The sequence below is a fragment of the Rhodanobacter sp. FW106-HT46G03 genome (assembly GCF_058789895.1).
The window spans coordinates 3,174,294-3,200,374 of record NZ_JBYTCC010000001.1; the positions used below are offsets into that span (position 1 = coordinate 3,174,294).

Annotated in this window: 25 protein-coding genes and 1 tRNA gene; 7 read left to right on the top strand and 19 right to left on the bottom strand. The window is 62.3% G+C overall.

What is annotated here, in order from left to right; genetic code table 11:
* Nucleotides 1-247 precede the first annotated feature (247 nt).
* Both AC3WP6_RS14270 and AC3WP6_RS14275 read right to left on the bottom strand, forming a co-directional pair.
* Nucleotides 248-1,006 (bottom strand): LytR/AlgR family response regulator transcription factor, encoded by a 759-nt coding sequence (locus AC3WP6_RS14270; protein ID WP_492628275.1) that lies wholly within the window; start codon nt 1,004-1,006, stop codon nt 248-250.
* A complete protein-coding gene (locus tag AC3WP6_RS14275) occupies nt 1,003-2,202 on the bottom strand; it encodes a sensor histidine kinase (RefSeq protein ID WP_492628276.1) in 1,200 nt (399 codons plus the stop codon). Before AC3WP6_RS14275 ends, AC3WP6_RS14270 begins: the two co-directional genes overlap by 4 nt.
* 153 nt (nt 2,203-2,355) lie before the next feature.
* Between AC3WP6_RS14275 and AC3WP6_RS14280 the strand changes: the two genes are divergently transcribed.
* Nucleotides 2,356-3,279 (top strand): sulfurtransferase, encoded by a 924-nt coding sequence (locus AC3WP6_RS14280; RefSeq protein ID WP_492628277.1) that lies wholly within the window; start codon nt 2,356-2,358, stop codon nt 3,277-3,279.
* Between the two features lie 360 nt (nt 3,280-3,639).
* On the opposite strand, the gene AC3WP6_RS14285 is transcribed toward AC3WP6_RS14280, so the two are convergent.
* The 6 genes from AC3WP6_RS14285 to AC3WP6_RS14310 all read right to left on the bottom strand — a co-directional run bounded on the left by AC3WP6_RS14285 (nt 3,640) and on the right by AC3WP6_RS14310 (nt 12,049).
* On the bottom strand, nt 3,640-4,524 hold the full coding sequence (locus tag AC3WP6_RS14285) for an AbiU2 domain-containing protein (RefSeq protein ID WP_492628278.1): 885 nt from the start codon (nt 4,522-4,524) through the stop codon (nt 3,640-3,642).
* 134 nt (nt 4,525-4,658) lie between these two features.
* The gene (locus tag AC3WP6_RS14290) at nt 4,659-5,120 is read right to left on the bottom strand and encodes a hypothetical protein (RefSeq protein WP_492628279.1); all 462 of its coding nucleotides are present in this window, start codon (nt 5,118-5,120) and stop codon (nt 4,659-4,661) included.
* 304 nt (nt 5,121-5,424) lie between these two features.
* On the bottom strand, nt 5,425-7,617 hold the full coding sequence (locus AC3WP6_RS14295) for a DUF262 domain-containing protein (protein ID WP_492628280.1): 2,193 nt from the start codon (nt 7,615-7,617) through the stop codon (nt 5,425-5,427).
* A gap of 212 nt (nt 7,618-7,829) precedes the next feature.
* The gene (locus tag AC3WP6_RS14300; protein ID WP_492628281.1) at nt 7,830-9,935 is read right to left on the bottom strand and encodes an AAA family ATPase; all 2,106 of its coding nucleotides are present in this window, start codon (nt 9,933-9,935) and stop codon (nt 7,830-7,832) included.
* 120 nt (nt 9,936-10,055) lie between these two features.
* On the bottom strand, nt 10,056-10,697 hold the full coding sequence (locus tag AC3WP6_RS14305; RefSeq protein ID WP_492628282.1) for a hypothetical protein: 642 nt from the start codon (nt 10,695-10,697) through the stop codon (nt 10,056-10,058).
* A gap of 116 nt (nt 10,698-10,813) precedes the next feature.
* Entirely contained in the window at nt 10,814-12,049 is a 1,236-nt protein-coding gene (locus AC3WP6_RS14310) for a tyrosine-type recombinase/integrase (protein ID WP_492628283.1), read from the bottom strand.
* A gap of 308 nt (nt 12,050-12,357) precedes the next feature.
* Between AC3WP6_RS14310 and AC3WP6_RS14315 the strand changes: the two genes are divergently transcribed.
* Nucleotides 12,358-12,546 (top strand): hypothetical protein, encoded by a 189-nt coding sequence (locus AC3WP6_RS14315; RefSeq protein WP_492628284.1) that lies wholly within the window; start codon nt 12,358-12,360, stop codon nt 12,544-12,546.
* An 11-nt stretch (nt 12,547-12,557) separates the two neighbouring features.
* Here AC3WP6_RS14315 and trpE read toward each other — a convergent pair whose 3' ends face one another.
* From trpE to AC3WP6_RS14350, 7 genes are all read right to left on the bottom strand, one after another.
* A complete protein-coding gene (trpE, locus tag AC3WP6_RS14320; protein WP_492628285.1) occupies nt 12,558-14,033 on the bottom strand; it encodes an anthranilate synthase component I in 1,476 nt (491 codons plus the stop codon).
* A 209-nt stretch (nt 14,034-14,242) separates the two neighbouring features.
* Nucleotides 14,243-16,243, bottom strand: a complete 2,001-nt coding sequence (locus AC3WP6_RS14325) for a histidine kinase dimerization/phospho-acceptor domain-containing protein (RefSeq protein WP_492628286.1) — start codon at nt 16,241-16,243, stop codon at nt 14,243-14,245.
* 3 nt (nt 16,244-16,246) lie between these two features.
* Nucleotides 16,247-16,822, bottom strand: coding sequence for a hypothetical protein (locus AC3WP6_RS14330; protein WP_492628287.1), 576 nt, complete (start codon nt 16,820-16,822; stop codon nt 16,247-16,249).
* Between the two features lie 11 nt (nt 16,823-16,833).
* Entirely contained in the window at nt 16,834-17,523 is a 690-nt protein-coding gene (gene pdsR, locus AC3WP6_RS14335) for a proteobacterial dedicated sortase system response regulator (RefSeq protein ID WP_492628288.1), read from the bottom strand.
* A 649-nt stretch (nt 17,524-18,172) separates the two neighbouring features.
* Nucleotides 18,173-18,841, bottom strand: coding sequence for a ribulose-phosphate 3-epimerase (gene rpe, locus AC3WP6_RS14340; protein WP_492628289.1), 669 nt, complete (start codon nt 18,839-18,841; stop codon nt 18,173-18,175).
* A gap of 98 nt (nt 18,842-18,939) precedes the next feature.
* Nucleotides 18,940-19,752, bottom strand: coding sequence for a co-chaperone DjlA (gene djlA / locus AC3WP6_RS14345; RefSeq protein ID WP_492628290.1), 813 nt, complete (start codon nt 19,750-19,752; stop codon nt 18,940-18,942).
* A gap of 2 nt (nt 19,753-19,754) precedes the next feature.
* Entirely contained in the window at nt 19,755-19,889 is a 135-nt protein-coding gene (locus AC3WP6_RS14350; RefSeq protein WP_492628291.1) for a hypothetical protein, read from the bottom strand.
* 117 nt (nt 19,890-20,006) lie between these two features.
* On the opposite strand from AC3WP6_RS14350, the gene AC3WP6_RS14355 reads away from it, so the two are divergent.
* The 3 genes from AC3WP6_RS14355 (at nt 20,007) to AC3WP6_RS14365 (ending at nt 22,120) form a co-directional block, all read left to right on the top strand.
* A complete protein-coding gene (locus AC3WP6_RS14355) occupies nt 20,007-20,903 on the top strand; it encodes a phosphoribosylaminoimidazolesuccinocarboxamide synthase (protein ID WP_492628292.1) in 897 nt (298 codons plus the stop codon).
* A gap of 357 nt (nt 20,904-21,260) precedes the next feature.
* Complete coding sequence (locus AC3WP6_RS14360) at nt 21,261-21,719, top strand: Mpo1-like protein (protein ID WP_492628293.1); 459 nt, start codon at nt 21,261-21,263, stop codon at nt 21,717-21,719.
* Entirely contained in the window at nt 21,716-22,120 is a 405-nt protein-coding gene (locus AC3WP6_RS14365) for a hypothetical protein (protein WP_492628294.1), read from the top strand. Before AC3WP6_RS14360 ends, AC3WP6_RS14365 begins: the two co-directional genes overlap by 4 nt.
* Before the next feature lie 228 nt (nt 22,121-22,348).
* Here AC3WP6_RS14365 and AC3WP6_RS14370 read toward each other — a convergent pair.
* The 3 genes from AC3WP6_RS14370 to rplM form a co-directional block, all read right to left on the bottom strand.
* Nucleotides 22,349-22,423 (bottom strand) — tRNA-Gln (locus AC3WP6_RS14370).
* 11 nt (nt 22,424-22,434) lie between these two features.
* Nucleotides 22,435-22,827: a 30S ribosomal protein S9 gene (gene rpsI, locus AC3WP6_RS14375; RefSeq protein WP_492628295.1), complete on the bottom strand. Its 393-nt coding sequence runs from the start codon at nt 22,825-22,827 to the stop codon at nt 22,435-22,437.
* A 9-nt stretch (nt 22,828-22,836) separates the two neighbouring features.
* The gene (gene rplM / locus AC3WP6_RS14380; protein WP_492628296.1) at nt 22,837-23,265 is read right to left on the bottom strand and encodes a 50S ribosomal protein L13; all 429 of its coding nucleotides are present in this window, start codon (nt 23,263-23,265) and stop codon (nt 22,837-22,839) included.
* Nucleotides 23,266-23,450: 185 nt separating this feature from the next.
* Between rplM and coq7 the strand changes: the two genes are divergently transcribed.
* Complete coding sequence (gene coq7 / locus AC3WP6_RS14385) at nt 23,451-24,092, top strand: 2-polyprenyl-3-methyl-6-methoxy-1,4-benzoquinone monooxygenase (protein ID WP_492628297.1); 642 nt, start codon at nt 23,451-23,453, stop codon at nt 24,090-24,092.
* Nucleotides 24,093-24,196: 104 nt separating this feature from the next.
* Here the strand turns inward: coq7 and speD are convergent, their stop codons facing one another.
* A complete protein-coding gene (gene speD / locus AC3WP6_RS14390; RefSeq protein WP_492628298.1) occupies nt 24,197-24,982 on the bottom strand; it encodes an adenosylmethionine decarboxylase in 786 nt (261 codons plus the stop codon).
* A 401-nt stretch (nt 24,983-25,383) separates the two neighbouring features.
* Between speD and crp the strand changes: the two genes are divergently transcribed.
* A complete protein-coding gene (gene crp / locus AC3WP6_RS14395; protein ID WP_492628299.1) occupies nt 25,384-26,079 on the top strand; it encodes a cAMP-activated global transcriptional regulator CRP in 696 nt (231 codons plus the stop codon).
* The last annotated feature ends 2 nt before the right edge of the window (nt 26,080-26,081 follow it).

The window sequence follows — 26,081 nt, forward strand, 5'->3', positions numbered from 1 at the left end:
AACTTTGCCGCAGGCGATGGCTTAGCCGGCAATTCTTTCAACGCACAAATCGTCGGATGATTCGGGCTGTACGAAATAGTTGAGCCCAGATTTTAGCGGTGTCCCTGCATGTTCGTGGCCAAGCCTTTTTCACTTGGATGTATCTCTTTTTGGCCAGTCGCGAACGGCAGCTTTACGGCGAGTGGCTGCAGCACCCGACCGGCAGCTATTGGCCGGTCAGCGACCGATCTCAGTCCTTCATGCCACATCACATGGCGCGGAAACGATGTCGGAATGCGTCGCTTACGCGGAGCGGCGCGCTAATGCCATGGAGCCAGACCAGCAAGCGACCATTCCCATCCGGCTTGACCTGCCGAATCGTCGACACGCGAACGATGGCGTTGCGGTGAATCCTCCAGAAGACTTCCGGATCGAGCTTGAGCATCAGATCCTTCAGCGGCGTGCGGATGAATGCGGCATCGGTGGCGGTGACGGTGGCTACGCGGGTGTACTTTTCCTCGGACTGGAAAAGAACGACGTCTTCGATGGGTATCATCCGGACGGTATCGCCGATGCTGGCGGTAATCCAGGTGATCGTCTCCGCTCGCGGCAACCGGCCGGCGAGGCTGTCGATCAATGCCGTCAGATCCACTCGCGTTGCGGACTGGCGGCTGCGCAGACGTGCCACCGTTTCGGTGAGACGATCGGTACGGATCGGTTTCAGCAGGTAGTCGATGGCGCCAGCGTCGAAGGCCTTCACCGCGAATTCGTCATGAGCGGTGATGAAGACGACCTGGGCTGGACTTTCAGCCTGCCGCGCCACCTCGAGGCCACCAAGTCCCGGCATGCGGATGTCGAGGAAGGCCACGTCCGGTTTCTTCGATGTCCACGCATCGAGCGCGCTGATGCCATTCTCGCACTCCGCGACGACGATCAGTTCCGGCCACAGGGTTGCCAGCATGCCGCGCAACTCCGTGCGCTGTGGTTCCTCGTCTTCGGCGATGATGGCTGTGATGGGTGCAGTCATGGGAGCGTAAGCGGAATCTGGATTCGTGCGCTCACCCCGCCTTCGGCACCTGATGCGATGTCGAAGCGCGCGCGTGTTCCGAAACGATCGCGAAGCTGGGCGCGAACATTCGCGAGGCCCAGGCCGGGCGTGGTGCCGGGCTGCAATCCCTGGCCATCGTCCTCGACGCGTACGCTGAGGAATCCATCCGCGGTGCCGGCGATGATCGCGATCATGCCGGGGCCGGGTTTCGGTTCGATACCATGGGTCATCGCGTTCTCCACCAGCGTGAGCAGAATCAATGGAGGGAACGGCAGAGCCCGGACCTCGTCGCTCGCATCGACGTGAATTTTGATGCGGCCGGCCGTACGGACATGCATGATCTCAAGATAGCCCAGGCAGAGATCGATCTGGCGACCGAGCGTGGCTTCCTCAATGCCTGTGGTGCGGAATCGCGGCACCGCGACGCGCAGATACGTCGCAAGCGCATCGATGGTTTTCGCCGCGCGTGCGGGTTCGCTGGCGATCAGGGACCGTACCGATGCCAGCGTATTGAAGAGGAAATGCGGTTCGATCTGGGCCTGGAGGACAGCTAGGCGCATGTCGGCTGCGTTCCGTTCTGCGCGCAGGCTTTCGATCTGGCGATCAGCTGCGTACCGGGAAACGCGTCGCTGTTCGCCGAGATAGTAGATGGCCGCGAAACCTCCACCCGCGAGGATCAGTACAAAAACGGACGCGTTGATGGTGGCGGCGAGAAAATTTGAAACGGCTTGGCCGAGCAGGTTGGGTCCCATGGGACGCCCGGAATAGGCCTGCATGAGATGGGCGTGATAGGCGCCCACCCAGTCCAGGACGATGACCCCGATCCAGAACCCGAACAAGATCGCCAGCAGCACCAGCGCGCGCTCCGCGACGAGCGGCAGACGCCAATGCCGAATCAGAGTGGCGAGCAAGGGGCCGGCCGAGACCGCGATCAGCGATGCGATACATGCTCTGAGTGCCAATCCAGGCCAGTCTCCCCATGCATCCATGGCCGACGAATGCCAGGTGGCATATGTGCAACCGGCGAGGGCCGCCAGCGGCCACAACACGATTCCCCGGCGCAGCAACCAGGGCCAGGTGAAGGTGCGGAAGTTCTGGTAGAGCGTCCAGCTGCCGAGATCCGACAGCACGCTTCGCGGCAGTCGGGCATGCAGGTCGTCGTCGGGAAAATCCATGGGTGACAAGTTAGCAAAGCAAGCGCCATCGCGCACACGAACCATCCGCGCCTGGACCGATTCATCGCATCGTCGACCGGTTCCGTCGCATGCTCATCACGTTGCGCCTGTGCGTGGACTATATCTGTCGCACACACGACATTGGGAGACACCATGCAGATCAAGATTCTGGCGCTCGCGGTCGTTGCGTTTGTGATTCTCGTCGGATCCGCGACCCTGCCGCTCCTTGCACACGCGCAAACCGTTGCACAGGCCACCGCGCAAGCCGAGCCATGGGTATCCACTGCGTGGCTGGAAACTCACCTGCACGACCCGAACCTCGTGCTGCTGCAGGTCGGCTCAGAGTCGCAGTACAAGTCTGCGCACATACCTGGTGCGCGTTTCGTCCGGCTTGCTGACGTTGCCGCCACGTCGGGCAAGCTTTCGCTGGAGATGCCGACCGCAGCGGCATTGCGCCAGAAACTTCAGAACCTCGGCATCTCCGACAACTCCCGCGTCGTGGTGTACTTCGGAAGCAATCAGGTTTCTCCGTCGACGCGCATATGGTTCACGCTGCAATCGGCTGGACTGGGGGCACACGCCGATCTACTCGACGGCGGCCTGCCGAAGTGGCGCCGCGAGGGCCGCATCCTGACCAACCAGGTCAGCGCGGCCATACACCCGGGAACGCTGGCACCCTTCCAGCTTCGGCCAACCATCGTCGATGCCGCGTTCGTGCGTGCGCACGCCCGGCAACCCGGTTACGTGTTGATCGATGCGCGCGCCCCGATGTACTACGACGGCCTGGAAGAGAGCGGCGCAGATGGCCACCCTCGTCGTGGCCACATTCCCGATGCGCGCAATCTGCCGTTCACCAGCATCACCAACGACGATCTGACCCTCAAGACACCGGCCGAACTGTTGGCCCTGTTTCGCAAGGCTGGTGTCAAGCCGGGCGATCGGGTAATCGCCTATTGCCACATCGGCCAGCAGGCGACGGCGGTGCTGTTCGCCGCGCGTGCTGTGGGGATTGATGCGGTGCTGTATGACGGCTCGTTCGAAGACTGGACCATGCGCGATCTGCCGGTTGAGCTGTGAGGATGGTGTTCCCGACTGGGGTGAGGAGGTCCTGAGTCCGCTGCTGCCGGCGAACGGCTCGCCCGCGGAATGTGCACGGATATCGGATTTGAGCCACTACTTCGGCGGTTCACCCCGGATCGGGGGAAACCAGGAAGGCGAGCTTGCCGGCGCGGCGCAGACCGTGAGCCGCTCGCGGAGGCGCGGATGCTAGCGCATGCAATGGAGCCCAACAATACGACCGAAATGGCAAAGCTATCGAATTCCGATCTCGGCCCTTGCGGGCGTCTTTCTTGTTTGATCTTAACTCTCCACGAAAGGCGGCTACTTACTAATGAGTCTTTTTGGTATGAGCTTGCCCACGAACTTCGTACCCCATAGCTATGCACCGGCGGGTTGACCCTGTCGCCACAACACAACCCCGGTGATATCGCCTAGATCATCGATGGTGTAGCCGAAACGCTCTGCCAGCGCTTGGCGCTCTTCTCGGGCTTCCGCATCACGGCCGGGAGCAGTGTCATTGATGCGTTGCATTTGGTGTTCGAAGTCCAGCCGTTGGGCTTCTACTGCGGCAGCTTGCGCGGCGACCTTTGCCTTGTGCTGGTCGAGATCGCGCTGCATGCTCTCGAAAACGCGCTCCACCGCGTCATGACCCAGCGGCGTCATGCTAAAGAAGGAAGCATCGAACATGTAGTTGTAGCGGTTGAGTATGTCGCGGGCGCGGGCCAGTAGCCGCTCGATTTGTTCGTAGAGCAGCTCCGGCAGTTTCGCGGCGGCACCTTGCTTGGAGAGCTTGGCGCCTCGGTGCGCCAGCACGCTGCTGCGATACACGATAAGTGCTGCGACATCCGAGTCCTGTCTCGAGCAAAGGTCGATGTCCTTCTCGAGCTGGACAGGGTCCGGCACGGCACCCTCGGGAAGCCACTGCATGAAGGGGTCGTCGGGACGGCATAGCTTCGCCGCGTCCTTGCCAAAGAGATGGGTGTGGTCGCGGATGCTTACGAGCCAGGAGCGCAAGTGAAGCGAACTCTGCTCCTGGTCAAACACGCGGGCCAAGCAGGCTAGGGCAGTTCGTTGGTGCGCTTGCTGCGTGTAATACCAGAAGGGCCACACCTCGGCTTGCACCTCGGGCCATTTCTCCAGCTGAGCCTGAAGCGCGTTGTGCTGGCCCCAGTAGATGTGAGCATCGACCACATCGCGGGCAAGGGCCTGGACGAGAGCGTTGAACTCGACGTCGTCGGCAATAGATATGGTTTTAAGGGCCATGGATCATGATAACGCAGGGCCTGCCGCGCCTAAGTATGAGTGAACAGCCATATTGAACGGCAGCTTTGCGGCATGAATCTAAGGTAGTCGACCGTCCCTATCTTGGCTGGTTCCTGCCCGTGGACCAACGCTGATCAGGATGCTGGCGCGCTGATCACGACCGATTGGTTCACGTGACCAACTTCGTCGGTGTGCGCAGGCAGCCCCAACTCCGCACCGATCCCGACATGAGGTTCAAAGCGCCGCGAATCGTAGTGGAGTATGCAGAACTCGTCGTCCTCGTCCAGGAATCCGAGGAGGATGTCCAGACGCTCGCGATAATAGATCGAGCCCGAATCGAACTTCCCATCGATGACCGGCTGCTCCAGCACATCCACTACGATCATCGGCATGTAATAGTCAGGTGTCCTGCGGTTCTTCATACCTGGCTTCCACTGCGCCAACATGCCCGGCCGGAGAGCTTTTTCGGTGCCGCTTGAGAACCTACGAAAGCTCGCTGCCAACTCCGAGCAGTACCTTCGCGCGGCCATGTCATTCTCATCGGCGTTAACGCCAACCAGCTTTAGCGAGCGGCCTTCGTGCGTTGCGTTTTCCATACTGACCTCCATCGGTTGATGGAGACCATGATGTCGTCTCTTGGCGACAGGCCGTGTCGCCTCAACCAAATTCACCAGCACGCAAACAAGCCGACATTACGTGTGGCCACGAAGACGTAGTCTCCCTCAACTTCTCTTTGGAATCATGAGTGTGTTTGGGGGTGGTGCCGTTAAAATGTCCGGAGTTTATCTTAGGATTTCACGCGCCATCTTTCTTCTCTTCAGATCTACCCGGTAACATCAGCCACCACTACATAATCGTCCGTTCTGGCCTCAGGCATTCTACACTACGCCCCACATGGACCTAGGCAAGTTCTTTGATTCGAAGTTCCTTAAACAACTCAATGGACATTTTTACCCAGCGGCCGTAGATTAGTTCGTAGACATACTTCCAATGGCCGTCGCCAATTTTTTTTGATTGGTCGATCCAATCTTCATTGAATTTTCCCCACTTCTGCTCGCAAAATGAATTTTCAAGCAAGTACGATTTTATACTTTTCTCGATACGATCTGGAAGGGCGGAGTTCAAGAACTTCCTGTTTGTGTCATTGACAGAAAGCTTCATGGCCGGCAGATCATCTTTGTCAGAGCGGTTCAATTGAAATGGCCACGCCCTGAAATTGCAAGGCTGATTATAAATATCTTTTAGCGGCGACGGAATATTTCGCTTGTTCTTTACGAGATTTTCAGGGGAAATGTGATCCCAATCGAAGGGGACATCCGTGTCGTCCAAACGGAACAGGTCATCCCTGAAGAAGCGTGGATCCGACAAGAACCTCCTTTGTATCCACAATAGTAGGTCTCTGTTGCACATCACATTCTCGAAGAATTCGATGTACCCCATATTCTGGAATTTTTCACCCCAGATGTTTGAGTTTTTTTGAACCTTACTTATAACGCCAAAGAAGCGTGGCTTCTTGGGCATCGGCTTTAACTCAAATTTCGGCAAGGAGTCGTGATCGTCTTCCTTGCCCATCGCCACGGAAATCAACTTGTTGCTCCACATTTCCTCGATCTGAAACGTCTTGACGCTCTTCCATACCTGCTCTAGAAGCTTGTTATGACGACTCCTTACATCCTTTCCATGCCACATGAAAATCAGGATGATGCCGATCATTTTTCGATGTTCATCGCTTCCGTAATTGAATACGTCTGGCTTTTTGTTGCCACCAAACAACAGGCGGTACATTAGCATGAACATTATTTCGCCTTGGGAAGCAGCAGCCACCTTGATAAGCAATGGGTAGGGTAGGCGATAGTCAGCAATGGATTCTTTGTAGCCATTCATTGCTTCACCGAATTTTAGTATAGATCTCACGTTCACAAGCAATCCGCTGATCAGTATTTTCTTGTCAATGAAATCAACGAAATTCTTGTGGTTTCGCATTTCCCGTTGAAACTGCTTTGGCTTGATTCGAAGATTGATCGAGTCCTCGTTGATACTCTTCTGATACAAGCGAAATGCGATCGTGATAAATCTGGCAGGCTTCATAATGCCTTCGCAAGCCGCCTCAATCCTTTTCTGAAAATCTTGGCCGACTTTTGCCTTAATGATGGAGTAGTTTAATTCCTCGCCACCGAGCGGTGTGCCCGCTGAATTCAAGCGAACAAAGACCTCCTCTATTTCATCACTTTCTTCTTTGTCGCTGTTGCCATCGGTATTTGATTTGATACTATCATAGTCTGAATTCGATACAGGGCCGTCATCATCAAGCATGCCTTCAGGAAGTGGCTGCATGGGAATACTGTATTCGTCAACCATTTCATTTATTTTTTTGTATATTTCCTCAATGGTGTATATCTCGTGTCGTCGTACCGCCTTGTTACTTATAGATGATTTATGGTTTTCAAGCCAAGTTCCAATGTTAGCCTCGCTTGTTAGCGTTGAAACGCTTTCAACCCAGTGCAGCAGATCCCGCCTCAACTGGCCAAGTCCATAGCCTTTAAGAGCCGCCTGCGTGAAGATGTTTAGCGGCAATGGACCGACAGCATCCCAAGGATAAGCTGACTCCAACACATCATCGGCAAATGGATCGCTTTTTTTCCAAAGCTTCAATGCTTTCAATTTATTGGCGGTTTCTATTGGCTTTGTGTTATCGGTGCGTTGATACCCCCACGGATGGGATCGGGTGATCACCCGAAAAGCATATGCTTTACCCTCTGTATCAGGGTCAGGTTTTCTCATGTCGATAAATATCCTGACGTTCTTGGTTGACGATCGAAGAACGTCGGCGTCCTTGATTGCGCCTTCAATATTGGCAAAGCCAAGGGCAATCGAGGTGATTCGCTGCTGACCATCAAGTAATTGAAAGGCATTATCACCATTGGATCTTGTGATAATGGCTCCTGAAGGATATTTTCGGAGAAGCGAATCCCAGAGAATTTCTATTTGACTGGGCTTCCAGACAAATCCCCTCTGCACGTTGGGCAAGTCAAGACGATTTTCGTTAACCAAGTTGATCAACTTTTTAATGTTCAAGAATTCTGCTTTGTCCATTTTTCTCGTCATGCCTCGCGTTGTTGACCAGTTATGGATAGTCTTGGGATCCAAGGATTCCAGCGATCAGCATGTCCCGCTGCTTTGTCTGGGAGGATATCCGCGCGGCGTCGCCTCTTCAACGATGGCAATTGAACCCGACCAACGATGCCGATATCACGACGCCCCGCTTTGATTAGCGGGACGGTTTAGAGTCTGCTGGCCCCTGCGACTCAGTGCACAAACCCAATCCCGGACTTGGACACCGCTTTGAGCGCCGTCTCAGCCCGCAGCGCTTCAACGAGCCCACCAAAGCTACCCGCAGGCCGAAACCGCTGCTGCCGCATCACGGCAGCGAAGTCGCCGGGCGTGATATAGCTCAAGTGCTTGACCGCAAGGCGCTCCAGTTCCGTGGGCATGGCCAGTCCAACCTGTGCGCAGCAGCGCCTCAACAGGCCTAACGTCTGCTGCACTTGCAGGTAATCGAACTTCACTTTCAGATCGAAGCGGCGCAAAGCCGCCTGATCCAGTCCGCCCATCAGGTTGGTGGACGCCACGAACACTCCCTGAAAGGTCTCCATTTGCGTCAGCATCTCGTTGACGAGGGTGGCTTCCCAGCTGCGGCTGGCGCCTTCGCGGTCGCGCAGAAAGCTGTCCACCTCGTCGATGAGGAGCAATGCGCCATCGCGTGAGGCCGCACGAAAAGCCGCGGCGATGTTCTGCTCGTTCTCGCCTACATACGGCGACATCAGGTCCGAGGCGCGCTTCACCAGCAAGGGCATGTCCAACTGGTCGGCCAGCCAGCGACCGTAGGCCGTCTTGCCCGTGCCAGGTGGCCCGTACAGGCACAGGCGTGCTGAGCGCGAATCCTTGAGCCGCTCGGCAATGGCTGCCAAATCCACATCCGCATTGATGAAAGCCGGGTCGTAAAAGTCAGGCAACTGTTGCGCGTCCTTGCCTCCTACGCGAGCGTGTCCCTGAGCCGCCAGCGTGCTGTCCACGAGATGCAGCAACACATTCCCTGCACGCTCCCGCGGCAGGCTGGATCCCAGGCAGCGCATGACGCCATTGGCTTGCGCCACTACGGCCGGCGCAAGCTTTTCCTCCTGCGCCAGTCGCTGAACGACGCTGTCTTCGACCGCGTCCGCGCAGAGCGCGCGGACGATGCGTTCGCGTTGCGCCCTGGGCGGAACGGGAACTTCCACCACCATGTCGAAGCGGCGGATGAAGGCAGCGTCTATGTCATCGACCCGGTTGGACAACCACAGTGTCGGGACAGCATTCCCCTCAAGCAGGCGGTTCATCCACGCCTTGTGCGACCTGGCCGTGCTATCGCGCATCAGGCCGCCGTCGCTGAACACGTCTTCGGCTTCATCGAAGACGATCATCGCCTCACGGCTGGCGAAGAAGCATTGGCCTGCGCGCACGGCGCGGAGCCGTTTCTCCGCATCCAGCGGATCGCCATCCTCATCGGCACCGGCCACCTCGAACAGCTCGCAGCCCACCTCGGCAGCAAGCACCCGTGCCAGTTGGCTCTTGCCCGTGCCCGGTGGGCCATGCAGGAAGATGTTCACGCCGGCACGGCTTTCCAGCAAAACCTGCTTGAGATAGGGCACAAGGATGTCGAGCGGGGTGTCCAGATGCGGGTAATCGGCCAACGTCAACGCCGCCTGGGAAGCCACCTCTACCTTGCCGCGAAGCAGTTCAATCGGATCCGCTTCCTCGCCCAGCATGATCTCCACAAAGTTGCCGGAGATGACATCCAGCCGGTTTTTCAGGTCGAAGCAGCTATCTCTGTCCAGCTTCACCAAGCCAGACCGTGATAGCACGCTTCGGCTGGAAAACGCATTCCGGACATGGGCCTCCGGAAGGCAAAGGATGCTGGAAAGACTGGCATACAGCTGCTGCATGGATTGATCGCCGAGGTAACCTGCTGCCGCGACCAAATGCTTGTCACTGTGGATCATGACGGCGAAGGCAAGCACGGCCTGCTCGATCGCGTTCAAACCGATCAGATCGGCCATGCGCCGGATGTTTCGACCCAGCGTCTCGGGCCAGTGACATTTCCCTGCCACCCTCTCGATCTCACGATGACGACCGCGCAACTCGGCGATCACCTTGCCCTGGTTGAATTCCTCGCCCTGCCTATCCACCCAGTTTTCCAGGCCAACGACCCTGGCCACATCATCGTTCTCCAAGTACTCCTTCTGGACAAGTCCGCGGAAGCCATGCAACGGCACGAGGCACCTAAGCATCCACAGGCGGACGACAGCCGGAGCCTCGGCATCCACCACAGAATGATCGGAGATCGAGCGCCTTTTTCTTGTCTTGATGGTCATGGAGACAGCCCCTCTGCTCCAAGCCATTATCCCCATCGAAGCGACACATAGCGTCGTATCGCACCGAGCCGTTCGCTCGTTCGGCGTAACGCCGCTGAGGCGACCCAACCAAGCCCGCCGCTAGACCACGGGGTAGGCAATAGCCTCAAACTCGTCGCCCTCGGCCTGCATCATCACCTCGAGCATGATGGGTACAAGCGTTCCTAGGATCGAGGCACCATCCTTCACCTGTGCCCGGTTGGTCTTGCCACCCCACGTGGCGCCGCCGTGGACCAACTGGTTCCGGAGCACGTAGAGGCGATCCAGCACGATGGAGAGCAGCGTGCCCGTGTCCTTGCCCATCAAGGCCTTCATGGCGACCTTCTTGCTGGAGACAAATGAAGCCTCCCAGGCTCCACTACCATCATGCTCGCGCAGCGCACGCCAGAACGGCTCGAAGACATGCTTGTTTTCGACCAGCGTGCGGATGGGGCCGCTGAACTGGCTAAACAGTGCGTGGTGGAGCTTGTTCTCGCGGTCCAGCCCAATCAGCTTTTCGATGAACTGCTTGACTCGCGCGCGCTCGGCCTGCTCGAAACCGAATTCGCTGGCGTAAGCGGCGTTGAAGGCGATCCACAGGAAGATGTAACGGGCATCGGGATCGTCCCTTTCCTGTTCGGCACGCGTGAGCCAACTGATCGCACGATGGATGCGGACACGCAACGGCTCCGGCTGGCTTTCCCGCACGCGTCGGTGCTGATCCTTCAATGCTCCCGCATCCATCGCCTTCTCCCCTTGTATTCAGCCTGGCGCGCAACGCAAACCAAACTAGCCTAAGCGCGTGCCAGACCCAATGACTGTCTAGCAACAATGCCACAACCGACTCAGGTCAAGCCCACTCAAGAGGTTTCTGGCACCGATTTGCGCGATCCATTGCTCTGGTTGTCCTTCTTCAACAAGCCGTCGATAAAGTTCGCCCATTCCTGCATCATCGCCTTGCGTTCTTCCATGTACTCGGCATGGTTGTAGCTCGCACGGACCTTGTCGCGTTCGGCGTGCGCCAGCTGACGTTCGATCACGTCTGAGCGATAGCCCATCTCGTTGAGGATGGTCGACGCCGTGGCGCGGAAGCCGTGAGCCGAAAAACCAATACTGTCCTTGCCATTGAATCCCATGCGCTCCAGTGCACGATTCAAGGTCGTGGCAGTCATGCATTCGTTTGGCCTGCGATAGTTCGGGAACAGGGCATCACGCCCTCCCGTATAAGTCTGCAACTCACGCAACAGACCTACCGCCTGCTGCGACAATGGGACGATGTGCGGTTCGCGCATCTTCATACGCTCCGCGGGTACCCGCCACTCGGCGTCATCCAGGTCGAATTCCGACCACTCGGCCTTGCGAAGCTCGACAGTACGAACAAAGGTAAGCAGCATCAGTCGTAGTGCGATTACGGTTGTGCGATACCCGCAGTACTTTCCCAACGCCTTGGTGAAGTCGACGATCTGACTGCGTGAAAGCGGCTTGTGATGTACAACCTTCGGGCGATGAATGGCCCCTTTCAATGCGGCCGCGGGATCGCCATCGGCGCGCAGTGTGGCAACGGCATACCTGAAGATGGCCGAAGACCACTGGCGAACCAACAAGGCAACGGACTCAGCGCCCCGACCTTCAATGCGACGGATGATTTCAAGCAAGTGTGCCGCCGTTACACTGCGAATCGGCAACCTGCCCACATGGGGAAATACATCCGACTCCAGGAACCGCTCCACCTGACGCAAGTAGTACGGCGTCCACCCGGGCGACTTCTTGGCAATCCATTCCTTCGCAACAGCTTCGAACGTGTTCGCGTTCGCCGCATGGTTCGATAGCCGTTCGGCCTGTCGGCTATGGGAAGGATGAATACCCTGCTTGACGAGTGCCCGCGCCTTTCCGTGCTCGGCCCGCACCTCGGCAAGAGCGATGCTCGGGTAATCCCCGATGGCGAAAACGTTCTCCTTGCCAGCGATGCGATAGCGAAAACGCCAGAGCTTCGCCCCGGTCGGACGCACTTCCAGATAGAGGCCACCACCATCTGCCAGCTTGATGGGTCTTGGACCAGGTTTGGTGTTGCGGATCTTGGCGTCAGTCAGCGACATGGTGCGGGTATCGGGCTTTGATACCCGCAACGGTACCCGCAATTTCTCTGGCTTACAACGGACCAGCGCGGATACCTACGGCATAAAAACCCTTGTTTTAAAGGATGTTTGTGCGCGTTCGCGGACTGTCATGGATATGCCTGGATACCGATGCTAGTTGTCGATCATCAGCAGCATGGCAATCACATCGGCATGGCGCGCGTCGCGCACCGCAAGCTTTGCAGTATAGCCGGCCAAATGCAGCGGCATTTCCCCCAGGAACGGATGCGAACCTTTGGCATCTCGCCATCACTTCATGGATGAACGCGATGGCTTGCCTGCAGGGGCTGCTTCTCGTCGTCGGCGCCGCGTCGCCCGGCACTGGCTACCGGCGTAATCAGCGCAAGCTGATGGTGGCCGCGGCCATCGTCCTGTTGCTTGCCGGCTCCGTCGATCAACTCGTCATCGGTTTTCTCGCCGGCATGCACGATGGTTTCGTTGCCAGCGCCACCAACTGAGCAGACAGGGCCTATAGCCCCTTCGCCGCCTGCGCCACCGCGCGGAATAGCGCGCGGCCCTTGTTCATCGTTTCTTCCCACTCGCTCGCGGGATCGGAGTCGTGGACGATGCCGGCGCCAGCCTGCACGTGCAGGCGACCGTCCTGGATGACGGCGGTGCGGATGGCGATGGCGGTGTCGGCGTCGCCCCACCAGCCGATCCAGCCGATCGCGCCGCCGTAGATGTTGCGCTTGAACGGCTCCAGCTCCTGGATGATTTCCAGCGCGCGGATTTTCGGCGCGCCGCTGAGCGTGCCGGCGGGGAACGTGGCCTTGAGCACATCCATGTAGGAGAGCCCCTCGCGCACCTCGCCCTGCACCTGCGAGACCAGATGCATGACATGCGAGTAGCGCTCGACCACAAACGAGTCGGTGACCTCGACGGTGCCGGTCTGGCTGATGCGGCCAACGTCGTTGCGACCGAGGTCGATCAGCATCAGATGCTCGGCGCGCTCCTTGGGGTCGGCGATGAGCTCGGCTTCGAGCGCCTTGTCCTCGGCGGCGCTGGCGCCGCGCTTGCGGGTGCCGGCGATCGGCCGCACCAATACCTTGCCGTCCTTCAGGCGGGCGAGAATCTCCGGCGAGGAGCCGACGATCTGGGTGGCGCCGAGATCCACGAAGTACATGTACGGCGACGGGTTCAGCGCGCGCAGCGCGCGGTACACATCGACCGGGCGCGCGCCGAAACGCACCGACAGGCGCTGTGAGGGCACCACCTGGAACACGTCGCCGGCGCGGATGTATTCCTTGCATTTCTCCACCATCGCCTCGAACTCCGGCTTGGTGTACGAGGATTTGAAATCGCTCTCGTCGAGCACCTCGGAATGCACGAGCTGCGGGTAGGCGGCGCCGCTCTGGCGCAGGCGATACACCAGCGCATCCAGCCGCCGCTGCGCTCTGGCGTACGCCTGCGGCTCGGCGGGATCGGCATGTACGATCAGATACAGCCGGCCCTTGAGGTTGTCGAACACGGCGACTTCTTCGGCCAGCATCAGGAGCACGTCGGGCGTGCCCAGCTCGTCCTCGCGATCCCACTGCGCCAGCCGCGGCTCGATATAGCCGATGGTCTCGAAGCCGAAGTAGCCGACCAGGCCGCCGCTGAACGCGGGCAACTCGGGCAGGCGCGGCACGTCGTACTGCCGGCGCAGCTTTTCGATTTCGCCCAGCGGGTCGTCGAGATGGCGGCGCTCCACCACCTCGCCGCACTCCTCCACCTCCAGCTCGTGCGCGCGCAGGCGGTACACCCGCCGCGCCGGCAGGCCGATGATCGAGTAGCGGCCCCAGGTTTCGCCGCTCGCCACCGACTCAAACAGGAACGTGTATGGGCCATCGGCCAGCTTGAGATACACCGACAGCGGCGTATCGAGATCGGAAAACACCTCGCGCACCAACGGGATGCGGGTGTGGCCCTGGGCGGCAAGGGCATCGAATTCGCTGTGGGAGATCACCGGGAACGATCCAGACGGGGCAGGTCGCACACGATAGCAGGGCGCTGCCGGTTTCCGGATGGACGTCCAGAACCGGCGTGCCGTGGCGAGCCCGATCTCCGCCCCGATGGCCGTAAACGTGGGCATCGCCTGCCTGTTGCCAGTGCCCTCGGGGCGCAACGCCCTGCGCACCTGCCGGGCTGAAACCCGACCCGCGGCCATCTGCAAAGCTACAGGCGCTGGCGTGGCAGGTTGTGCAGCAGCAGACGAAAGGCGACGCCGCTGCCATCGGCGAGGTTTGCCGCGCTGGCGGCGCCACCGTGGCGTTCGGCCACCAGGCGCACCACGTACAGGCCGAACCCGAGGTGTGGCGCATCGCCCGGCGTGGCCTTGTCGCGCAGGCTGACCAGCGAGTCGAACAGGCGCCCGGCCATCGCCGCCGGCAGCAGCGGGCCCTGGTTGGCCAGCTCGATTTCCGCGCCACCCTCCACTGCGCGCAGGCTGAGCCGCAGCCAGCCCGCGGCGGGCGTGAACGACAGCGCGTTGTCGAACAGTTTGTCCAGTGCCTGGGCCACCAGTTCGGGCGCGCAGTGCAGGTGCAGCGGTGCCTCCGGCAGCACACAGTCGAAGCGGCGCCCGCCGGCCAGCGCGCGGTACGCCTCGCCGCAACCGTGCACCACATCGCGCAGGTCGACATCTTCCGGCTCCGCGGCGGCGATCGCGCGTTCCATCCGGCTCGATTCGCTCATCGCGCGCACCAGTGCGCCCAGGCGCGTCACGCCGTCGCGCGCACGTTCGAGGTAGGGCTGTGCTTCGGCGTTCAACTCGGCGTGTTCGAGATTGTCGAGCGAGGATTTGACGATCGCGAGCGGCGTATTGAGCTCATGCGACAGCTTGGAGGCCAGGGTGCGCAGGTAATCGGTATAGCCGCCGACGGCCTCGATCAGACGCTCGAAACTGCGCGCGAGGTCGCCGATCTCGTCCGGCGCATCGGTCATCGGAAAGCGCCCGCCCGCCAGCCGGCCATCGGCCAGCTGCGCGCGCTCAGCGGCATTGCGCAGGCGGCCCAGGCGCAGGCTGAGGCGGGTGGCGAACAACAGCAGGATCACGCCGGCCACCAGCAGCACGCCGAAGCTGGTCAACAGCAGCCCGAACAAGGCGCGGTTGGCCAGCAGCGGTACCGCGCGACTGGATTGTTCGAGCACCAGCACGCCAGCAAACTGGTTGCCGCTGCGGATCGGCACCGCCGCCGACAGCACCACGCTGCCACGCGCCTCGCCACTGCGCCACACCGCAACCGGGTGGCCGGCCAGCGCCTGGTCCACTTCGGGGGTGGTGAGCCGCGGCACGTCCTGCGCCCACTGTGCGGCATCCTCCAACTGCGTCGACAACAGCGAGCGATACACCAGCGAAGCGAACCAGCCGGGTTGGCCGTGGGCTCCGGGTGCGCCGTCGAGCTTGCCGCTGCGGGCAAGCAGCCAGCCCTCCGGGGCCAGCACGCGCGCCTGTACGCCGTCGGGCGCGAGGCCGGCGAGCTCGCTCGCCAGTCGCGACGAGTACGCCGCCAGCGGCCGCACCTCGGCCGCCATGCGGTCGCCCCCGCTTTCAGCGACATAGGCACCGATGCCCAGCGCGCGCAGATCCAGCTCCCGCGGCAGGCGCAACTCGACGCGGAAGCCGCTGCCATCCTCCTGCCATTGCGCGGCGAGCGTGGCCGGCAGGCCGGCCACCGGGGTAGCCAATGCGGTGGCGGTGATCGCGCCCGGCGCATCGCTTTCCAGCAGGTAGTGCTGGGTGCCGGCCCCATTGACCAGCACCAGGTTCAGGTGATCGGCAGCCAGCGCATCGCTGCCGTCGAGCGCGTGCGCGCGCGTGCGGTTGGCGTCGCGCACCTCCGCGTACAGATACAGCGCGTTGGCATCGTGTGCGAGCAACAGTTTGCCGCGGGCGCCGAACGTCTGTGCCCACGGCGTGAGCGGCGCCCAGTCGTCGCCATACCCGTCGACCGTGATCGGGCCGGAGGTCGGCTCGACGTACCAGACCGCCGCGCCCTGCACCGGCACCGCGCGGGTCACCACCAGGCTGCGCGCCACCGCGCGCGTCGAGGCCAGCAACGCCTGCGCCTGCCCCTCGCGCAGCAGCGCTTCCATCTGCCGCACGTACAGCCAGCCCGCCACCGGCAGCGCCAGCGTGCACAAGGCCACCAGCAACAGCTTGCGACGCAGGCTCATGGGTCAGCGCGCGGCCGCCTTGGGCGCCACGTAGTGTTGGTAGCGCGCACCTTGCGCCACGCGCATGAAGTCGTCCAGCAACGCACGCTTGATCGTGTCGCCATCGGCAAAACTCATGGACCAGCTCAGGCGCACGCCGCTGGCTGCGCCGGGGTCACAGAACACCACCACGTCGTCGACATGATCGCTGCCGGCATACACCACGCCTTGGCACGGCATGTGCGCGTTGTGCACGGTGATCAGCGTGGCCTTGCCCGCCGGATCGCGCTGCAAATAGCGCTTGCGGTCGGCGGCCAGCTCGGCATCCAGCGTGGCGAGCTTGCGCGGCCAGACATTGAGCACCATCACGCGCTCCGGGTTGCCGGTCCATTCGCCCTGGTAAAGCACGGCGTTGACGCCGATCGCGCGCGCATACAGGCAGCAATCGCGCGTCCAGCCGCCCGGGCTGGCCACCGCCACCGCCCACGCCGGCGCAGCGCCATCCTTCACCCCGTGCGCCAGCACGTCATCGCCCGCCGCCCACGCCGGCAGCGCCAGCGCGCCGGCGAACAGCACGCACCACCACTTGTTCCACTGCATGTCGAGCCCCTTCAGGGTTTCCAGCGATAGCCGACGCCGTGCACGGTTTCGATCGCGTCGAAGTCGGGCGCCACCGCGAGAAACTTCTTGCGGATGCGCTTGATGTGCGAGGTGATGGTGGCATCGTCCACTACCAGCTCGGCTTCGCGCATCAACTGGTCGCGGTTTTTCACATGCCCGGGAAAACGCACCAGCGTGTGCACCATCCAGAATTCGGTGACGGTGAGCGGCACTTCGGCGTCGTGCCAGGTGACGCGCATGCGCTCGGCTTCCAACTTGAGCGCGCCGTGCTCGATCACGGTTTCGGTGGTGGTTGGCGCCTTCAGCGACTCGATGCGGCGGAACAGCGCCGCGATGCGCGCCGCCAGCTGGTGCAGGCTGGTGTCCTTCGAGAGGTAATCGTCGGCACCGAGGCGCAAGCCGGAAATCACGTCGAAATCCGAATCGCGCGCAGTGAGGAAAATGATCGGCAGCGTGGCGGATTTTGCGCGCAGCTCGCGGCACAGGTCGAAGCCGCCCTCCGGCTCGTCACCCAACCCGATGTCGATGATGACCAGCTCCGGCAGCTTGATGGCGAACGCACTGGATGCCTGCTGCCGCGAGCCGTAGCCGCGCGCATCGTAGCCAAAACGGTTCAGCGCCTCGACGTAATTGGCGCGGATCAACGGTTCATCTTCGACGATGGCAATGCTGCGGCCCATGTCCACACCCGGTAGCGAAGACCCGCCAGCGTGCTATGCGCGAACGCATGGCGCAAGCGGCCGCGGTGCGCTGCCCGCGTTTTGCCACAACCGGACACCATCATGGCCGCATCCCGACGCCGCATGGGCCGCGCGCAGGCGTTCCATGTCAGCGTCGTTTTCAGGATCCGTCCATGACTCCCGCCAACCCTGCCGACCGCGACCCCAATGCCGAATTGCGCAGTTTCGAACCGCTGCGCGTGAGCCTGGCGCTGGGCGCGCTGCTGTTGGGCCTGCTGCTGGGTTTGTAACGCCGTTTTGCCGTGGTAGGCCGCGTACGGCGGTGTGCAGGGAAGCGCACCGCCGTGGCACCTGCCCCGCCCGACTCGTCGGTTCCTTCATCCCCTCCGTGCGAGGGGATTTTTTTTCGGGAACCATTTGCGGCGGCCGCAGTCAGAGATTGCGACTGGCATCGCCATTGCCGTGGAGACGCCAGCGCGACAATGTATCTCTCCCCGGTTGCCGCGCTGGTGTCACGACGCCAGTCATGGTGTCTCCTCGCACGTCATGCAATGACGTTTGCCCCGGCGCTTGCTCCAGCACGCCGGGGCTTTTTGTGGTGCACGTGGGTCGGGCTTCATCCCGACCGGTTTGTCACCAGCCGTGAAAGTCAGCCGATGGCCGCGCGCATGGCGGCGATCTCGGCGCGGTAATCCGGCGCACGGAAGATGGCCGAACCGGCAACGAAGGTGTCGGCGCCGGCCGCGGCGATCGCGCCGATGTTGGCCGCGGTGACGCCACCATCCACTTCCAGCCGCACTGCACAGCCACTTGCATCGATGCGGCGGCGCACCTCGCGCAGCTTCTCCAGCGTGCCAGGGATGAATTTCTGCCCGCCAAAGCCGGGATTGACCGACATCAGCAGCACCAGGTCGAGCTTGTCCAGCGTGTAGTCGAGCCAGCTGAGCGGCGTGGCGGGGTTCAGCACCAGCCCGGCGCGACAGCCGGCGTCGTGGATCAGGCCGATGGTGCGGTCGACGTGCTCGCTGGCCTCCGGGTGGAAGCTGATCGAGCTGGCCCCGGCCTTGGCGAAATCCGGCACGATGGCATCCACCGGCTTCACCATCAGATGCACGTCGACCGGTGCCGCAATGCCGTACTTGCGCAACGCCGCCAGCACCATCGGCCCCATCGTGAGATTGGGCACGTAATGGTTGTCCATCACGTCGAAATGCACCCAATCCGCCCCCGCCGCCAACGCCGCCGCCGTGTCCTCCCCGAGCCGCGCAAAGTCGGCCGCAAGGATGGAGGGGGCGATGAGCGGTGGTTGGTGTGACATGCCGGGATTCGCAATTTGAGATTCGGGATTCGCCGCATTATGCGGCCTCGCGACGGCCGCTGCTTTTCGAATCCCGAATCCCGTATCCCCAATCCCGGCTATTTGAACCCCCGCTCCGCCTTGATCCGCTCGTACGCCGCGTTGATCTCGCTGGCGCGGGCTTCGGCCTGCTGGCGCATGGCTTCAGGCAAGTCACCCAGGCGGTCGGGGTGATGTTCGGAAATCAGCTTGCGATAGGCGCGTTTTACCGCGCGGTCGTCGACGTTGCGGCCGATACCGAGCACAACGTAGGGGTCGGGGCCACCGGTGTTGCGTTGCGGCGGCACGTAGCCGCCGGACGAACCCTGGCCGCGGCTGCCGCGCTGGCCGGCGCCAGCCGCGTTCCACACGTAGCCTTTCATGGCCAGCAGCGCCATGAGCTCCATGTCGCTCACGCGCAGCGCGAAGGCAAGCTGGCGCAGGATTACCATTTTTTCCGGCGGCGGCTCGCCTTCCGCCAGCGCGGTATCGATCACCACGTCCAGGATCGGAAAAGCGTGATCGCGGCGCGGGCCAGCCCAGCGGCGCAGAGCGTCGATCGTGGACGCCACGTCGAAGTTCGGCCGCTTGCCGAGGTTGAAACTGGTGATCGCTTGCTGACGTTGCGTTGCGTTGAGGCCCATGCGGGTCATCACCCGCTCGGCCACCGCAATCTCGGCCTCGGACACCCGGCCATCGGCTTTCGCCACCGCACCCAGCAGGGTGTACAGCGGCGCGATGAAGCCACCGACATCGGGCACCGTGCGCGCGCGCTGGCTGCGACGCAGGTTGTCCAGCACGAACCCGATGATGCCGCCCACCGCGGCACCCACCAGCCCGTGGCCGAGCAGCAAGCCGCCGAGAGCGAACCAGATCGTGAACGAGTAGCCCATGTTCAGGCGATACTTTCGCAGCGGGCAGCGATGCCGGACACGCCACGCGTGCGCCGTACCGTGGCCGGCGGCGACATGCCGGCCACGCCCGATCCGCCAGCCGCCTCGCGCGGCGCCGCAATCCGCAGGGTATGCATCAACACCAGACCGGGTTCAAAGGCGTTGATTCTAGCAGCGGCTGGCCGTTTCCATCCGGCCGACGGCACGCGCTGCCGCTACAATAGGCGCTTCCTTCAACGTCACGGGACGCCGTCGTGCCTACCACTTTGCCGCAATCGAACCTGCCCGGCCTTGAGCTGCTCCACCGTGGCAAAGTGCGCGACGTGTATGCCTTGGACGGCCAACGGTTGCTGATGGTGGCGAGCGACCGGCTGTCGGCGTTCGACGTGGTGATGCCCAACCCGATCCCGGGCAAAGGCGAAATGCTCACCCAGATCTCCAACTTCTGGTTCGGCAAGACCGCGCATCTGATGCCCAATCACCTGCTCGACGTGCCGCTCGCCGAGGTGCTGCCTCCCGGCACCGACCTTGCGCTGTACGCCAAGCGTTCGGTGGTGACCCGTCGGCTCAAGCCGATCCCGGTGGAGGCGATTGCGCGCGGTTATCTCATCGGCTCGGGCTGGAAGGATTACCAGGCCACCGGCGCGGTGTGCGGCATCCAGTTGCCGGCGGGGCTCAAACAGGCGCAACAGTTGCCGGAAGCGATCTTCACCCCGTCCACCAAGGAAACCGTCGGCACCCACGACCAGAACGTCAGCTTCGAGGTGATGGCCGGCAAGGTGGGCCGCGAGCTGGCCGGCAAGGTGCGCGACGCCACGCTGGCGATCTACCGCTGGGCGGCGGCATACGCTGCCGCGCGCGGCATCATCATTGCCGATACCAAGCTGGAATTCGGTACCGACGAGAACGGCAAGCTGTATGTGATGGACGAGATGCTGACGCCGGATTCCTCACGCTTCTGGCCGGCGGAAAGCTACCAGGTGGGTATCAGCCCGCCGAGCTACGACAAGCAGTTCGTGCGCGACTGGCTGGAAACCCAGCCGTGGGGCAAGACCGCGCCGGGCCCGGTGATTCCGGACGAGATCATCGCCCGCACATCGGCCAAGTATGCCGAGGCGCTGGATCGCCTGGCCGGCATCCACCTCGGATGAGCGCATGAAGGCACGGCGACGGCTGGCGACAGCGAACGCCGCGGCCGTGGTCGGCACGGACGCGCCAAAGGCCAACTTCGAGCCCCATCGCGCGGCACCCAGCCTGGCGGTCATGCCGGGCGACGGCCGCGCTGCATTCCGTCTCTTGAGCCTGGCGCCGCAACGGTTTTCGGCGGGTGGCGCGTATGGCGCGCGGTCGCATGCTGGCACGGTACTGGCCGCCCGGTCTCGGCCAAACATCGATGCCGTTCGCATCGTCGGCATCGAGCGCCACGTCGCTGGCGTTCGGGCACTCCATTTGCGGTCGCGCGGCGGCCTGCACGGATGACGCTGCCGCCACCTCCCGATGCCCAGCGCATGCGCGACTGGCTTGATCACTGCGAGCGCGAGCACACGCACCCGATCAACCGTGCACTGCACGCCGTGTGCATGCCGCTTGGAGCGTGGGCGGTGCTGGCCCTGCTGTGGGCGATCCCGGTACCGCAGCGCTGGCTGCAGCCGGGGGCGTGGGCGGTGCTTGCCACCGTGCTGGCGTTCTACTGGTACTGGAAACGCTCACGGGTGCTGGCCGCCGCCGTGCTCGCCGGTTTCGCCGTGCTGCTGCTGCTCGCCCGTTATGCGGCGTTGGCGTTCGGCCACGACCAACTGATCCTGCTGGCGGCTACCGCACTAGTGCTGGCGCTCATCGGCCGATTCATCGGCCAACGGTTTGAAGGTCACCGTACCGGTTTCCCGCTTGACCCCGTCCACTGGCTGATCGGCCCCGCGTGGTTGATGGCCCGTCTGCTGCAACGCTTCGGAATCCACTGCCCATGAACGCTCTCGCTCTCGTCAGCACGCTGGTGTGGTGGGTACTGTTCGGCAGCATCGGGGCCGCCGCGATCGCCTTGCTCGCCTGGGTCGTGCTGCGCATCTCCGAACGCGCCAACGTGGTGTTCAATCGCGTCTATCTGGCCAGCCTGGTGTGGACGCTTTTCAGTGGCGTCCTGATCGTCGCCGTCGCCGCCCACGTCGGCCACCTGCATCCACCCTTCCGTCCGTTGCTCGGCATGCGCTTGCTGCAATGGGCGCTGGTGCTCGACATGCTGCTCGGTGCCGTTCTCCTCTGGCGCCTGACGCCACGCGTCGACGCCCACCGCATCCGCCTCGGCAGCGCGTGTCTGGCCGCTGCGGTCATCATCGCGATCGGCTTTGGCGCAGCCACTGCCCTGCTTTAGGCCCGCGGTGCCGTAATGCCTGCATTTCTGCCGCTTGCGCTCGATGCCCTCCCTTCAGGGCGGGATTCAGCCTGACGGCCCCGTACCGACCTTGTCGGACGGAAGTCCGCCCCACGCGGTACGGGCTCTACGCCGGCCGAGTTTCGGTGCAGCCGGAAACGGCTTGTGCTTCCCGGCAGGCGCCGCCCACACAAAAAAGCCCGCCTTGCGGCGGGCTTTTGGGGGTTTTGGCAGCCCCGGAAGGATTCGAACCTCCGAATGCCTGAGTCAGAGTCAGGTGCCTTACCGCTTGGCGACGGGGCTGTAAACGAAGTTTAGCGCTTGGAGAACTGGGTCGCACGGCGAGCCTTGTGCAGGCCGACCTTCTTGCGCTCGACCTCGCGGGCGTCGCGGGTGACGAAACCAGCCTTGCGCAACGTGACCTTGAGGCTCTCATCGTACTCGACCAGGGCACGGGCAATGCCGAGGCGGATCGCGCCAGCCTGGCCGGTGATGCCACCGCCCTCGACCGTGACCTTGATGTCGAACTTGTCGGTGTTCTCGGTCAGCGCGAGCGGCTGGCGCACGATCATGCGCGAGGTTTCGCGGCCGAAGAACTGGTCGAGCGGCTTGCCGTTGACTTCGATGGCACCCTTGCCCTTGCGCAGGAACACGCGGGCGGCGGAAGTCTTGCGGCGGCCGGTGCCGTAATTTTGTTGGATCGCCATGATGATTCCTTAGATTTCCAGCGCCTGCGGCTGTTGCGCGGCGTGCGGATGCTCGGCACCGCCGTACACCTTGAGCTTGCGATACATCTCGCGGCCCAGCGCGTTCTTCGGCAGCATGCCCTTGACCGCGATCTCGATCACGCGCTCGGGATGGGTGGCCAGCAGATCCTTGAGGCTGGTGGTCTTCAGGTTGCCGACGTAGCCGGTGACGTGGTGGTACATCTTGTCGTCCAGCTTGGCGCCGGTAACCGCCACCTTCTGCGCATTGACCACGACGACATAATCGCCAGTGTCGACGTGCGGGGTGAACTCGGGCTTGTGCTTGCCGCGCAGACGGCGGGCGATTTCGGTGGACAGACGACCAAGCGTCTTGTCCGTGGCGTCAACCACGAACCAGTCGCGCTTGACGCTCTCTGCCTTGGCGCTGAAAGTTTTCATTGCGGGATACCTGTCTGCCGCCAAGCAAGGGCGGGCGTACATTGATCGGTGAAGCAAAGGCGCGAGATGATAGCGGAGCTGTCATCAACCGCGCAAGCCCGTCGACCGACGGGTTGCGAGCTGCCAAGCATAACACACGCGCCCACGCGGCTGTGGCGCGCGCGGTTCGTCATCGAGGAAACCCCATGGATACCCGTACGCTCACCCCACTGGATCGCCTGCTCGCCGGGCTGCAACGCGCGCTGGAAACCGTGGCCGGTGCGCCATTGGCGAACCGGCCTTCGCCTGCCGCCGGCATTGCCGAGGCAGAGCTGGACGCGGGCGAGCGCCGGCGCGTGGCCGGGCTGATGCGCGTCAACCACACCGGCGAGGTGTGCGCACAAGCGCTGTACGACGGCCAGGCCGCGTTGGCGCGCAACGAAGCCAACCGCGAGCATCTGCTACATGCCGCGGCGGAGGAAACCGACCACCTGGCCTGGTGCGCGGCCCGCCTCGCCGAGATCGACGCCCGCCCGAGCCTGCTGAACCCGCTGTGGTACGCCGGCAGCTATGTGATCGGCGCCACCGCGGCGCTGGCCGGCGACGCCATCAGCCTCGGCTTCGTGGTCGAGACCGAACGCCAGGTCGAAGCCCACCTCGCCGAGCACCTGGAAAAACTGCCCGCGCAGGACGAGCGCTCGCGCGCCGTGCTGACGCAAATGAAGGCGGACGAAACCCGCCATGCCGAAAACGCCCGCGCCCGCGGCGGCATCGACCTGCCGTTCCCGCTGCCGCCGCTGATGCGGATGGCGTCGCGCGCGATGAAGGTTGTTGCGTATCGGGTGTAGCGACGGGATGGGGGATACGGGATTGGGATCCGTCAGAGCAGCGTCGGCGCGAGCTTGCCGCTTTTGCGAATCCCCAATCCCCAATCCCGAATCCCGAATCCCGGCTACATCAAATTCCGCCCATGAAACAGCTCTTCGATCTCGCGGCGCAGGAGCTGTTCGATCTTCTGGCGTTCCTTGAATGACAGGTCGTCAGCGTGGGCTTCGAACAGGTAGCTGTCGAGGTCGAAGTCCTTGATGTGCATCTTCGTGTGGAAGATGTTTTCCTGATACACGTTGACGTCGAACATCTCGTACTTCTGACGGATGTGGCGCGCCAGGTAGTCCTGCACCGAGTTGATCTTGTGGTCGATGAAGTGCTTCTTGCCGGTGACGTCGCGGGTGAAGCCGCGCACGCGGTAGTCGCACACCACGATGTCCGACTCGAAGCTGTCGATCAGGTAGTTCAGTGCCTTCAACGGCGAGATCACGCCGCAGGTGGCCACGTCGATGTCGGCGCGGAACGTGGCGATGCCGTTGTGCGGGTGGGTCTCCGGGTAGGTGTGGACGGTGATGTGGCTCTTGTCCATGTGCGCCACCATCGCGCCGGCAATGGTGTCGCGCCCGAGCTTTTCGACCACCGGCTCCTCGGAGATGAGGATGGTCACCGACGCTCCCTGCGGGTCGTAATCCTGGCGCGCCACGTTCAGGATGTTGGCGCCGATGATCTCGGCCACATCGGTGAGGATCTGGGTCAGGCGGTCGGCGTCGTATTGCTCGTCGATATACTCGATGTAGCGCTGGCGCTGGTCTTCCGACACCGCGTAGCAGATGTCGTAGATGTTGAAGCTCAGGGCCTTGGTGAGGTTGTTGAACCCCTGCAGGCGCAAACGGGGAAGCGGCTTGACCACGACGACTCTCCATGACTGCATGGCAGTCAGCAGATGAGGCGGGTTAGCACCAAGGGTCCCCGCGGAAAACCGGTCGACGGAGACCCTTGTCGCCCGTCGACCGACAAACACCCCGGCAAAACCGCGGCGAAGGACTGCGGAGTATGCGGCAAACGAGGGGAAAATTGAAACTGCGGCAGGCACTGCAGGTTTGCCATAATGGCGGGGATCGGCGGCGATCCAGGGGGTGGCGGGCGTCGATGTCACCTGCTGCTGCGACCAGGGCCTTGTCACCCTGGCTGGCCCGGTTTGCGCGACCAGCGCGAATCGGTGACCGACGAGGGCATATGACTGACCATCGACCGGCGGACGACGCCAAAGTACGGAAGGCTCCACGAGCCAACCGGAAGGAGAGCAAAACCGTGGCGCTACTCAAGTACCAGCTGCAGCAGGCGTTCGAGCAATCCAACGCGCCCCTGGCGTTCGCGCCCGACCCGGCGTCAATGGAACGCTTTCTCGGCATGTGCCACCGCCGCCGTTACCCGAGCAAGACCGCGATCATTCGCCCTGGCGATCCGGCGAACACTCTGTATTACGTGATTGACGGCTCACTCGTGGTGTGCAACGAAGACGAGCAGGGGCGCGAGCTGATCCTGGCCTACATCAACCGTGGCCAGTTCATCGGCGAAATGGGCCTGTTCGTCGAGCAGGCCCAGCGCGAATCGGTGGTGCGCACCCGCACCGTGTGCGAAATGGCCGAGGTGAGTTACGAGCGGCTGTTCCAACTGATGAAGGGCCCGCTGCAGGAAGAGTGCCCGAAGATTCTCGTGGCGATCGGTGCCCAACTCACCAACCGCCTGCTGCGCACCTCGCGCCAGGTAAGCCGGATGGCGTTCATGGATGTCACCAACCGCATCTCGCGCACCCTGCTCGACCTGTGCGAGGAGCCGGGTGCAATGACCCACCCCGACGGCACCCAGATCCGCATCTCCCGCCAGGAAGTGAGCCGGATCGTCGGCTGCTCGCGCGAAATGGTTGGCCGCGTGCTCAAGCAGCTCGAAGAACAAGGCATGATCGGCGTGTCCGGCAAGACCATCGTGGTGCGCGGCACGCGCTGAGT